10 protein-coding genes are annotated in these 12,665 nt (G+C 60.2%); all 10 read left to right on the top strand.

Annotation, left to right across the window (positions count from 1 at the left end; all coding sequences use genetic code 11):
* The first annotated feature begins 17 nt into the window (after positions 1 to 17).
* Positions 18 to 1,220, top strand: coding sequence for an aminotransferase class I/II-fold pyridoxal phosphate-dependent enzyme (locus FCU66_RS27055; protein WP_136618020.1), 1,203 nt, complete (start codon positions 18 to 20; stop codon positions 1,218 to 1,220).
* A 32-nt stretch (positions 1,221 to 1,252) separates the two neighbouring features.
* Positions 1,253 to 2,464: a pyridoxal phosphate-dependent aminotransferase gene (locus FCU66_RS27050; RefSeq protein ID WP_246094034.1), complete on the top strand. Its 1,212-nt coding sequence runs from the start codon at positions 1,253 to 1,255 to the stop codon at positions 2,462 to 2,464.
* A gap of 8 nt (positions 2,465 to 2,472) precedes the next feature.
* Complete coding sequence (locus FCU66_RS27045; RefSeq protein ID WP_136617932.1) at positions 2,473 to 3,831, top strand: amidase; 1,359 nt, start codon at positions 2,473 to 2,475, stop codon at positions 3,829 to 3,831.
* A gap of 150 nt (positions 3,832 to 3,981) precedes the next feature.
* Positions 3,982 to 5,010 (top strand): amino acid ABC transporter substrate-binding protein, encoded by a 1,029-nt coding sequence (locus FCU66_RS27040; protein WP_136617931.1) that lies wholly within the window; start codon positions 3,982 to 3,984, stop codon positions 5,008 to 5,010.
* A 76-nt stretch (positions 5,011 to 5,086) separates the two neighbouring features.
* A complete protein-coding gene (locus FCU66_RS27035) occupies positions 5,087 to 6,184 on the top strand; it encodes an amino acid ABC transporter permease (RefSeq protein ID WP_136617930.1) in 1,098 nt (365 codons plus the stop codon).
* Positions 6,177 to 7,277 (top strand): amino acid ABC transporter permease, encoded by a 1,101-nt coding sequence (locus FCU66_RS27030; protein WP_136617929.1) that lies wholly within the window; start codon positions 6,177 to 6,179, stop codon positions 7,275 to 7,277. Before FCU66_RS27035 ends, FCU66_RS27030 begins: the two co-directional genes overlap by 8 nt.
* Before the next feature lie 47 nt (positions 7,278 to 7,324).
* Positions 7,325 to 8,104 carry an amino acid ABC transporter ATP-binding protein gene (locus tag FCU66_RS27025; RefSeq protein ID WP_136618018.1) on the top strand — a complete coding sequence of 260 codons (780 nt, stop codon included), beginning with the start codon at positions 7,325 to 7,327 and terminating at the stop codon, positions 8,102 to 8,104.
* 42 nt (positions 8,105 to 8,146) lie between these two features.
* Positions 8,147 to 9,328 (top strand): epoxide hydrolase family protein, encoded by a 1,182-nt coding sequence (locus tag FCU66_RS27020; protein WP_246094033.1) that lies wholly within the window; start codon positions 8,147 to 8,149, stop codon positions 9,326 to 9,328.
* A gap of 670 nt (positions 9,329 to 9,998) precedes the next feature.
* Complete coding sequence (locus FCU66_RS27015; RefSeq protein WP_136617928.1) at positions 9,999 to 11,105, top strand: hypothetical protein; 1,107 nt, start codon at positions 9,999 to 10,001, stop codon at positions 11,103 to 11,105.
* A gap of 202 nt (positions 11,106 to 11,307) precedes the next feature.
* Positions 11,308 to 12,156, top strand: coding sequence for an Nmad3 family putative nucleotide modification protein (locus FCU66_RS27010; protein ID WP_136617927.1), 849 nt, complete (start codon positions 11,308 to 11,310; stop codon positions 12,154 to 12,156).
* The last annotated feature ends 509 nt before the right edge of the window (positions 12,157 to 12,665 follow it).

Below are 12,665 nucleotides of genomic sequence, written 5' to 3'. Positions count from 1 at the left end.
CCAACCTGCCACCTGAAATGCAACTGCTGTCGCGGCGCCTAGGGCAAGTCAAACCGTCTCCCAGCATGGCGATGGCGAGAATTGCGTCCGAAATGAAGGCCGCGGGAAACACGGTGGTCAACCTTGCGCAAGGGGAGCCGGATTTTGATACGCCCCAGACTATTCGTGACGCTGCGCACCGCGCTATCGAGGCGGGACAAACCCGCTATACAACCGTCGACGGCACGCCGGCGCTGAAACAGGCCATCCAGGCGAAGTTCGCAAGAGAGAACGGGCTGTCCTTCACTGTCGACCAGATTTCAGTGGGCGCGGGAGGCAAGCAGGTGATCTTCAACGCGTTTCTGGCTACGATCGATCCGGGCGACGAAGTGATCATTCCTGCCCCCTATTGGGTCTCCTATCCGGACATGGTCGCTTTGTGCGACGGCGTACCTGTCGTACTGGCGGCCGATGAACGGACGCAGTTCAAGATCACACCAGAGCAGCTCGAAGGCGGCATTACCGCCCGGACCAAATGGGTCGTTCTCAATTCACCGTCCAATCCAACCGGCGCCGTCTATACCCGAAAGGAACTTCTGGAGCTCGGGCGGGTCATCAAGAAACATCCACATGTCTTGGTCGTCTGCGACGACATTTATGAGCATCTGGTGTATTCCGGCGAAACATTTTCCACGTTGCTCTCGGTCGATCCGTCGCTGTCGAACCAGGTTTTGGTTGTGAATGGCGTGTCGAAATCCTACGCCATGACGGGATGGCGGATTGGCTACGGTGCCGGGCCGAAATTCTTGATTGACGCCATGGCCACCGCACAGTCGCAATCCACCTCGAACCCCTCATCTGTCAGCCAGGCTGCGGCTGTCGAGGCTCTCACTGGGCCGCAGGATTTCATCCCTGAGCGGAACCGCGTCTTCCGAGCGCGCCGTGATGCCGTCATCGCGAGGCTCAATCAGATCGCCGGGCTGCGCTGCTTGTGCCCCGATGGAGCGTTCTACCTGTATCCTTTTTGCGGGGAGTTGATGGGCAAGAGGACGCCCGACGGAGAGGTATTGCGAACCGACGCAGATTTCGTCGCCTACCTGTTGCGATCGCAGGGCGTCGCTGCAGTGCACGGCGCGGCATACGGGCTCAGCCCATATTTCCGATTGTCCTATGCCACGAGCATGGACGTTCTCGACGATGCATGCACGAGGATCGCGGCAGCATGCCGGGATTTGCAATAATCGGCGCGAAGGCCCGGGACGAGATGACGACCATGACCGGATTGAGCGAAAGTATCTCGCAGATGCATACCATCGCCGCCTTCGACCGTCTCGGCGAGGAAAATGCCTTCGCGGTGTTGGCGCGTGCCACAGCATTGGCGCACCAAGGCCGCGATATCGTCAATCTCGGCATCGGCCAGCCCGACTTCAAGACGCCGCAGCACATCGTCGAGGCGGCGATCAAGGCGCTGCGCGATGGCCACCATGGCTATACGCCGGCCAACGGCCTGCTGGCGACGCGCGAAGCGGTGGTGCGGCGCACGCTGACCACCACCGGCATCGAGGTCTCGCCGGAGAATGTGATGATCCTGCCCGGCGGCAAGCCGACCATGTTCGCCGCGATCCTGATGTTCGGCGAACCGGGCGCCGAGATTCTTTATCCCGATCCCGGCTTTCCCATCTATCGCTCGATGATCGAGTTCACCGGCGCGGCGCCTATTCCGGTGCCGATGCGCGAGGCAAACGGCTTTGCATTTTCGGCCGAGGAAACGCTGGCGTTGATCACGTCCAGGACCAGGCTCCTGATCCTCAACTCGCCGGCCAACCCGACCGGCGGCGTCACACCCCGCGCCGAGATCGAGAAGCTGGTCAAAGGGCTGGAAGCCCACCCGCATGTCGCCATCCTCTCCGACGAGATTTATGACGTCATGACCTATGATGGCGAGACGCATTGCTCGCTGCTCACCTTCCCGGAAATCCGCGACCGGCTGATCGTGCTCAATGGCTGGTCGAAGACTTGGGCGATGACCGGCTGGCGCATGGGCTGGTCGATCTGGCCGAACGGCGACAAGGGTGCGCATCTCTACGACAAGGTGCGCAAGCTGGCGGTCAATTGCTGGTCCTGCGTCAACGCGCCGAGCCAGTATGCCGGCATCGCGGCAATAGACGGCCCGCAGGACGACGTCGAAAAGATGATGCGCGCCTTCAACAATCGCAGGAAGGTCGTGGTCGAGGGGCTGAACGCCCTCCCCAGCGTCTCCTGCATCACACCGAAAGGCGCCTTCTACGCCTTCCCCAATGTGTCCAAGACCGGCTGGAAGGCCAAGAAGCTTGCCTCGGCATTGCTCGAGGATGCCGGGGTGGCGCTGATCGGCGGCCCCGATTTCGGCATTCTCGGCGAGGGCTATGTCAGGCTCTCCTACGCCAACTCCGAAGAGAACATCTTGCGCGCGCTGGAGCGGATCGAGCAATTCGTGACCCGGTAGCAGGCCATATGGACGACTTCGCTTTCCTTTCTGTGACGAAGGCAGCTTCACTTCTAGCAGCGCGGAGGATCTCATCGGTCGAGTACACGCGGGCGCTGCTGGATCGTATAGACAACGTCGGTCACCGGCTCGCGGCCTTCATCTCGCTCGATTCCGACGCGGCATTAGCTGCCGCAAGGTGCGTAGATGATCAGCGCGCAGCCGGCCATGTCCTGCCGGCCCTGGCCGGGATACCGTACGCCGTCAAGGATCTGATCGACGTCGCCGGCCAGCGGACTACGGCGCAATCCGCCGCAAGTACACGACTTCCGGTCCGCGATGCGGCTGTCATTCGCCGCCTTAGAGAGGCGAAAGCCATCCTGCTGGGAAAGTTGACCCTCGAGGAATGGGGCATTGGTTCGCCGCTGGATCCGTTGCCTTGGCCTCCGGCGCGCAATCCATGGTCGCTCGATCGTACGCCGGGCGGCTCCTCGAGTGGCGCTGGAGTCGCCGTATCTTCAGGCCTGGTCCCCCTAGCACTCGGCACCGATACGGCAGGCTCAGTGCGCAATCCGGCGGCCCTGTGCGGTATCGTCGGGCTTAAACCCACGCGCGGCCTGGTCAGCCGCGCTGGTGTGGTCGCACTGTCCCGCACGCTGGACCATGTAGGACTAATGGCGCGATCGGCGCAGGATTGCCGTCTGCTTCTCGATGCGTTGACAGGAGAGCATTCGAGAGCTGGCGACCTTCCCCGCTGTAAGCAGCCGCTCGCCGGCCTGCGGTTCTGTCTTCCTGACGTGTCTCGCAACGAAGAACTATGCTCGGCCGAAACCAGGCACGCCCTAGATTCGGCGTGTGGCGTGTTCGAGCGCCTCGGCGCCTCGACCGTTACCGTGGGCACGCCCGATTTTCAGGCTTGCTATCGCGCCTTGGTAGTCGTGCTTCAAGCCGAGGCGTTCCGCGCGCATCGGTTCCGTCTGGCCGCTTCGCCTGGTGCCTTTGGCTCCAGGACCCATAGCAACCTTATGGCAGGGGCTGCGATCTCGGCCGCGCAATATGCAACAGCCCGACTGGCGTGCAGCGCCTTCGCTGTCGAACTGGCGACAACGTTTGCATCCTGCGACATCCTCGTTTTGCCACCCGTCAATGGCCCGGCCGTCCTACTGGACGACGAGCTTGCACTCAAGCGCGCGGGGCAAGGCGTGCTGCGTGCCCCGTTCAATGCCAGCGGCAATCCCGCTTTGTCGCTATGCGCGGGTATGACGGCAAGCGGCCTGCCGCTGGCAATGCAACTGGTAGGCCGCCCAGGCTCGGACACGCTACTCCTCGAAGTTGCCATCGCTTTCCAGCGAGTGACGGGCTGGCACGAGTTGCACCCAGCCTTATAGCGGCTCGCCGCGACAAGAGAATGCCCCGCTTTTGTGTTGACAAGATTGAGAAATGTCATCTATATAAACGCATATTGCTAGCAATCTAATTAGTTTTGCATAAAAAATCCCGCATTCTTAAACAGCGGGGAAAACCAGGGAGAGAACCAAATGGACAAAACAAGCGGGGCATTGGCGCTGACATGGGCGCTGTGCGTCTCAACAACCACAGGCATCGCCCACGCCGGCGCAACACTGGATACGGTCAAGGCGCGTGGACAGCTGAAATGTGGCGTCAATACCGGCGCTGCAGGCTTCTCGGCGCCGGACAAAAACGGCGTATGGCACGGGCTAGATACTGACTTCTGCAGGGTCGTGGCCGCTGCGGTTCTGGGCGATGCTACCAAGGTGCAATTCGTGCCTGTGACGTCCGAGACGCGCTTCCCCACCCTCCAGTCGGGCGAGATCGACGTCCTCATCCGCCAGACCACGACGACCCTTTCGCGGGACACTTCGCTGGGGCTGCTCTTCGAGCCACCGATCTTTTATGACGGGCAGGGCGTGATGGTCGCGGCGGCCTCTGGTATCAAATCGGTCAAAGACCTCAACAAGGCCTCTATCTGCGTCCAGCCTGGGAGCACGACCGAACTCAACATTCGGGACTATTTCCACGGCAACAACATGGAATTCCAGCCGGTCGTGATCGAAAGTCTCGATCAGGTGACAAGTACTTTCTTCTCCGGCAGATGCGACGCCCTTACGAGCGATCGTTCGGATCTCGCCTCCTCTCGGTCGATCGCGGCAAACCCGAATGATTATGTGCTATTGCCCGAGGTTCTCTCCAAGGAGCCCCTGGCTCCGGTCGTCCGTCAGGGTGATGACCAATGGTTTCTGATTGTAAAGTGGGCAGTCTACGCAACCTTCATAGCCGAGGAAAAGAAGCTCGGCCGTGACAATGTTGAGGCTGCGCGCACCAGTAGCAGCGACCCCGAGGTTGCGCGTTTCCTCGGCTCCGACGCCAACATTTACGCCGGCCTTGGGTTGCCCGCCGACTGGGCGTTTCAGATTGTAAAACAGGTTGGCAATTACGGCGAGATATTCGAGGCCAACGTCGGTCCGTCGACGCCGCTTGGGCTGGACCGCGGCCTAAACCGGCTCTGGAGCGACGGCGGTCTTCTCTACGCACCACCCTTCCGCTGAGCCCGTCAACCCATTTGGTGGCGCCGCCGTGCATCGTCTGGGGCGGCTGCGCCACCAATCAAACGTAGGTGCGAAAATGAATTTAAGCGGCAGATTCCGCTCGCTACTCTACCAGGCGCTTTTCGCAGTCGCCTTGCTCATCGCGATGCTGGTCTTGGCCGCCCCAATTATCGACAACGTCCGTCAAGGTGGCGCTGGTTTCGACGTTCTGTGGCGTCCAGCGAACTTCAACTTTGGGGAATCGCTGATCCCCACCGGGCCGTCCGACACCTACGGCAAGGCGCTTCTCGTTGCATTCGCAAACACACTCTGGGTCAGCTTCATCGCCTGTATCCTGGCAACCGTGCTGGGCGTATCGATCGCCATCGCCGGCTATTCGCGACTTGTCATCTTGCGGCGCGTCGTGTCGGTGTATGTGGAGGTGTTCAGGAATACACCACTGCTGCTCCAGCTGCTTCTGTGGTACTCCGTGCTGCAGTCGCTGCCTTCCTTGCGGCAGGCGATCCAGATCGGCGACGTCTTCATCAGCCAGCGCGGGATTGCACTGCCTAGCTTGTCAGTTTCCCCGCAGAGCCAAATTGTCATCTCAGCTGGAGCACTTGCCCTGGTGCTGGTCTCTTGGCTGCCCGCCCTGACACGGAAACCCGGACCGCGGAAGGCGCTATGGATGATCGCTCTTGCAGTCATCGTTGGCGCGTTTTTGCTCGGCCTTTCGGCGGAAGCTCCGCAGCTGGAAGGGTTCAATTTTCGCGGCGGTTGGCGGATCAGCCCTGAGTTCCTGGCAATGGTGATCGGGATCACTCTCTATTCGGCCGCCTTCATCTCGGAAATCGTCCGTAGCGGAATCGATGCAGTGCCGAAGGGCCAGTGGGAGGCTTCGTACGCATTGGGTCTTGGCCGCCTGCGCTGCATGCACCTTGTGGTGCTGCCGCAGGCCACACGGGTCTCGATTCCGCCTCTCGTTAGCGAGTATGCCGGCATCGTCAAGAATTCAAGCCTGGCGGTGGCCATCGGCTATCCCGATCTGATCTGGGCGAGCAGCACAGCCATCACCCAGACGGGGCAAGCGGTGCAGATTGTCGTGATTGTAATGGGCCTCTACCTCACCGTCAGCACTTCGATCTCGATCGTCCTGAACGTCTTGAACCGTAGGATGATGCGCCGCTATGACTAGCCACACATTCCCCCAACGGGGTCACAGGCTGCCAGCAGAAAAAGCGCCGATCTTCCGACGCGTGCCGCCCGTCAGGCTGGCCCTGAATCTGACGCTCGTCCTGCTGCTCTTGCTCAGCCTTATGCCTCTGTGGAATTGGGGCGTGCGGGATGCCGTGTGGGACGGCACCCAGCAACAGTGCCAGCAGCTCCATGCAGGGGCGTGCTGGATCTACGTCGCCGAGAAGGGCCGGTTCTTCGTTTTGGGCTTCTATCCCGTAGACCTGCAGTGGCGGCCGGTGATCGCCACCCTTCTTATCGTTGCGCTCGCCAGCGCGAGCGTCATGCCGCGATTTTGGCGACCTCGATTGCTGATTGCCTGGATGACAGGCGCGTTGGCCTTCCTCTGGCTCATGGCAGGCAATATGGGCCTGACGCCGGTCCAGACCCATCTGTGGAGCGGACTGCCATTGACCATCATGCTGACAGCCTTCGCGCTGATGTTCGGTTTTCCTCTAGGCGTGTTACTCGCGCTTGGGCGCCTCTCCAGCTTCCCGCTCATCCGGCTTGGCTGTGTCATCTGGATCGAAGTCTTGCGGGGCCTGCCGTTTATTTCCATCTTGATCACCGCCAACGTTCTGATGCCACTGTTCCTTCCCCAGGGGATGACACTCGACAAACTCATCCGGGTCCAGCTCGCCTTCACCCTGCTGGCATCCGCTTACATCGCTGAAGTGGTGCGGGGTGGGCTACAGGCGATCCCGGACGGGCAGCAAGAGGCCGCATTTTCGCTCGGACTGGGTTACTGGCGGTGCACCCTGCTGGTGGTATTGCCGCAAGCGCTCCGCCTGGTCATCCCATCCCTCGTGAACACCGCGATCGCCTTCCTGAAGGACACTTCCCTCATCATTGTGGTGGGATTGTTCGACTTGCTCGGAACGGTCAAAGCCGCCAGTTCCGACAGCGCCTGGCTCGGCCATGCGACCGAGGGATATCTTACCGCGGCAGTCATCTACTTCATCCTGTGCTTCTCGCTGAGCCGGATCGGATCACGTCTGGAACGCAGAAACGCCACCACCCACGGCACGCAAAGTCAGCAGCCGCAGCCCGCCTGACCGTAGGGCCGAGGGCAGAGCATCAGTATGGAGACAATCCAATGACCATGATTCCACTGACTGCTTTGGCGCCACGCCAGGAGGAAATCCCCGTGGCCGAAGTTGCGGTGCTGATCGAGGAGATGGGCAAATGGTACGGCGATTTCCAGGCGCTGCGAAACATCAATCTGAGCGTCAGCCGCGGCGAGCGCATTGTGATCTGCGGGCCGTCAGGTTCGGGCAAGTCGACGCTGATCCGCTGCATAAACCGCCTTGAGAGACACGACTGTGGTCGGATTGTTGTCGATGGCGTCGAGCTATCGGATGATTTGCGGAAGATCGATGAGGTTCGCCGTGACGTCGGCATGGTCTTCCAGCATTTCAATCTGTTCCCGCATTTGACCATCCTCGAGAATTGCACGCTGGCACCGATTTGGGTGAGGAAAATGAGCCGAAAGCGGGCGGATGAGATTGCCATGCACTTCCTCGAACGGGTCAAGATTCCCGAACAGGCGGGCAAATACCCGGGTCAGCTCTCTGGGGGGCAGCAGCAGCGCGTCGCCATCGCGCGGTCCCTATGCATGAATCCACAGATCATGCTGTTTGACGAGCCCACGTCGGCTCTTGATCCGGAGATGATCAAGGAAGTGCTCGACACCATGGTTGGCCTTGCCGAGGACGGCATGACGATGCTCTGCGTCACGCATGAAATGGGATTCGCCAAAGAAGTCGCGAGCCGCATATTGTTCATGGATTTGGGCGGCGTGGTCGAGGAGGGTTCACCCGACGAATTCTTCGGCAGCCCTCGGCACGAGCGCACGAAGCTGTTCCTGTCGCAAATTCTTTGAGCGCCACGGAAGGTACACCAAACCTTAAAGCGCAGATGGATCATGCAAATGGCCACTAACTTGGACCCGTTCAGCTTCCATGCAAGCCCGGACGCAATCGCCGATCTACGTCGAAGGCTTCATGCGACGATCTGGCCGGACGAGGTGGAGGCGGAGCCGTGGCGGTACGGTCCGCCGGTCGCCTACATGAAAAGCTTCGTCGACTATTGGCTCGATGGATACGATTGGTCGCTGCACGAGGCCAGGTTGAATGCATTTCCCCAATTCATGGCTGACATCGGAGACCATCGGATTCACTTCATTCATCAGGTTGGAAACGGGCCGGATCCGGTTCCAATTATCCTCACCCATGGCTGGCCAGGAAGCATCGTCGAGATGCTCAGCATCATCCCCATGCTTGCGGATCCTGCGGCTTATGGTGGAGATCCTGCTGACGCCTTCACGGTGATTGCACCATCGATCCCGGGCTACGGATTCTCGAGCCGACCCACTCGGCGGGGGACGAGCGTGTTCGCGGTCGCGGACCTTTGGGCCGATCTGATGACCCGCCTCGGTTACCCGACATTCGGAGTCCAAGGAGGGGACTGGGGTTCGTGGATCAGCGCCGCCACCGCACTGCAGCACCCGGATCGGGTTCGCGGAATCCACCTCAACTATCTATCGACGCGTTTTCGCCCGGCCATGGCGCAGGGCGACGCTCCCTTATCACAGGACGAGGAAGCTTACCTCGCGCGTGTTGCCGAATGGTCGGACGCCGAAGGCGCCTACATTGCAATTCAGGCCACCAAGCCGTTGACCCTTGGTTACGCCTTAACCGACTCGCCGGTCGGACTGGCCGCTTGGTACGTGGAGAAGTTCCGCAGTTGGAGCGACTGTAAGACCCTGCCAGACGAGATCCTGAAGAAGGACGAAATGATCACCGACATCATGCTGCACTGGCTAACTGGCACCGCGCATTCCGCCTTAAGGTTCTACAGTGAATCCAAGGAACACCCGCTCCACCTGGCGGCTGGACAGCGTATAACGCCCCCGTGCGGGATAGTTCGACTGCCTGCCGAACTTCCGATGCCGCCACGCAGCTGGGCAGAGCGAGCCTTCAACATCGTGCATTGGACGACCCTGCCGCGCGGCGGACATTTTGCAGCTTGGGAGGTCCCGGACTTGCTGGCTGAGGATATCCGCGCGTTTTTTCGGCCACTGAGGGCCGCCGCCTCGGTCACGTAATGCGTCCTGACTGCGCTTACATGTACCCGAAACGGAAGCGGGTCGTAGTCCAACGATCTGTCCGGCCACATCCAGGCCGGACATGGCGATTGGAGGATCTGTAGCCTCACAAGCCTTTTGTCCGATTTCGCGACCCAATCGCAGTCGCAAGCTTCCCCAGATCGGATGTGCTCCGTTATGTTCTGTGAGGGAATGCCCGCAACCACTGACTTTCAGACCCTCTCGAAGACCTGCCTGGCCTATGGAACACCGCTTCACCCGCCAAGAACTCTATGACCGGGTTTGGTCAAAGCCGATGTCGCACCTTGTTTCAGAGCTTGGGACGACGACGGGAGTATTGGGCACCCTGTTGCGTCGTGCGGACATACCCACTCCGCCTGCTGGCCATTGGATGCGAAAGGACTTCGGGAAACCTGTCGTTCAGCAGCCATTGCCGCCGGCGCCAGCAGGATGCACGGAGCCCCTGCTTCTGGATACCGGGAGGCGAGGTGCAGCGCGCCGGCCCAGGCTGAAAGAAGGGACGGCAACACCAAAAGTGGATCCGGTTCCAAAGCCCGACATCCGGGCACAACCGCTCGAAGTGCCCGTGCCGGCGCCGATCAAGCCACGTCCGACACAGCCGACGACGATAACGCGCGACGAACTATATAGCTCGGTCTGGACAACGCCGATGATTCGACTGGCGGCGCAGTTTGGCATCAGCGGCAATGGTCTCGCCAAGATTTGTGATCGGGAGAATATCCCATGTCCGCCGCGCGGCTATTGGGCGAAGCTGGCCGTGGGCAGGGCGCCGGCACAGTCTCCGTTGCCGGAATCTGGTGGTTCCCATGCGATCACCATTCGCCCGACACCGTTGCCGCCACCGCCAATTGACCTGCCGCCGGAGGTGCAGCAGCTGGTAGACAAGGCTCGCGCCAGCGAACCTGCAATAGCCGTGGGCGAGCGTCTTCTGCGACCTCATGCGGTTATCGCGGCCTGGCTCGCCGAGCACGAGGAGAAGAAGCAGCGAGCGCGCAGGGAGCGAGATCCGTGGACTCGCAGTCTGTACGATCCGGGCGAGTTCACACAAAACGATCGCCGGAAGCACCGGATTCTGGACGCTCTGTTCAAGGCCATCGAACGTCATGGCGGCAGGATCAAACAGGGAGACCGGCGCGAACTCTTTGCGGAGGTTTTGGGAGAAAAAGTCGAGTTCCAGGTTCGTGAGAAGCAAAAGCAGGAACGTCGACCGCTAACGGCAGATGAGAAGCGATGGCGCTCGCCTGACGACAATCGCTGGAAGCAGGAGCTGGTTGCAACCGGACGTCTCGTCTTCGAGATCAAGACGTGGCAGTGGCCTGCCGGTTTACGGCGCCAATGGGTCGACAGCGACAAACAGGCAATGGAAGATATGTTGCCTGACATCCTCACCACCTTCGTGGCTGCTGGGCCGCTGCTGGTTCAACAGCGAAAGGATCGAGAAGCCGCCGAGCGCGAGCGTCAGCTTGCGGAGCAACGCCGATATGAAGAGCAACGACGGCGCAAGCGCGACGCGAACCGCTGGCGCCGCTTCAAGGAGATGGCACAAGACTGGCACGAGCTTGCCACGGTACGCGATTTCCTCGTGGCACTTCGCTCGATGAATGTCGACCCGTCTGGCGAAATTGACGGGCGGAGCATTGAAGAGTGGATAGCGTGGGCTGAGGATTGGCTTACACGCGCTGATCCCTCAACAGAAGGTGTTGGCGGTATCTTCAGGCGGATCGCAGAGATAAACGATTGGACCTATCACGATTGACAAGAACTGGTTGCAGGCGAGGCAAATGGACTTTTCAGCGTTGCGGTGCGACCAGATCAACCAGTCGCAGCGGCCTCGGCTAGGTTGGGCCACTGGAAACCCGGAATATCTCTCGCATTGAACAGTCGTGACTAGCCATGCGGGTTTGAGGCTTAAGGGTCTGGGCAGGGGACACGGACGGCATGTCCGGAAGGGGCGGGCAATGAAAATCATCTTCAGCCGCAAGGGATTTGACAGTTCTGCAGGGGGAGCACCTAGCCCGATTGTTGACGGTCGTCCGATCTCCCTTCCTATTCCGCTCGATCTGAAACATACGCGATACCGAGACCTTCGCGACCCTATCCCATCATTGGTCAACGACCTTACCCGTGGCAGGCACACTGCCAATTCTTATTGTCATCTCGACCCCGACATTGATCCGAGTGCCACTCGGTTGCCCCGTCCCAGTTTATGGCGCGGCGCACTCGGGCAGATTGGTGCGGCGCAGTCTCATCTAAGTCGTCAAAACGTCGGTCCAGGCGATCTGTTCTTATTCTGGGGGCTCTTCCGACACGCTGCCTGCAAGAACGGCCAATGGCGCTACGAAGGCCAGCCGATGCACCTGATATTCGGCTGGCTGGAAATCGGCGAAGTCCATCTCGTTGGAAACCGAGGTGCCAATTTGGTAAAGCGCCATGGCTGGCTTGGCTTGCATCCGCACGTTCGACCAGGATGGGAGCGATGGTCTGCGCATGAGCGAAGCAACAATACGATTTACCTAGCTTCGGAGAGACTTTCGGTATTGCCTGGCTTAAAATTGCCGGGCAGCGGAGTTCTTGGCAGAGGCCATGTTTTGACCTCTGCAACGTCTCATCTCAAATCCGTTTGGCAGGTGCCCGAATGGCTGCATCCAAGATCGGGCGGCAGCGGCATGTCGTTTCATCCGCCAGGCCGTTGGCTGGACGGAGGAGAAGTACGATCAGCGGGAAGGGGCCAGGAATTTGTTGCCGACATAGGGTCAGCCACCGAACCGTTGAGGTGGTTGAAAACGGTCTTTGCGAAAAGCGTTTGAATTCGGCGACATGTCCGTGGAAAGGATTGCCAACTCTTACCAGCGCCGAGATCGGCCGCGTCCAGCTCCGATCTGTCCGGAAAACGGTCGCTCAACGATCATAAGCGGCGTATCGATTGCAACTCCCAGCAATTGGCAGCGTCAACCGCTTCTGAGCGGTGCCCATTTGCCCAACATGATCTTCACCAACGGAGTTGGCTCTCTCGAAACGTGTTCGGCGTACTGGGCAAAAAGGCCGTGTTGGCTTCGACTGTTTCGCCGATGTAAGGCCTCTTGGCCTGCTCTATGGCACCAAGCAAAGTGCGAGGTCATCTCCCCGGACCCCGCTGTCTGGTCCATTTGCAACGCCAGGCTAGGCTTCAACGGATGCCGCTCTTCAGCCTGATGCGACTCTGACGGACCTTCCCCCGTCATACGGCACCTCTCCCCGGGGGCGGCGGTCCCGCGTCCCGCCTGCGGCGTCGCCATGCTGACGCTCCTTCGGCGCCCTGTTAACCGGTCTCGAGGTC

The sequence above is a fragment of the Mesorhizobium norvegicum genome (assembly GCF_004919685.1).
Taxonomy (GTDB): Bacteria; Pseudomonadota; Alphaproteobacteria; order Rhizobiales; family Rhizobiaceae; genus Mesorhizobium; species Mesorhizobium norvegicum.
Note: the sequence above shows the minus strand (reverse complement) of the source record. Positions and strands in the feature narration are given on the sequence as shown.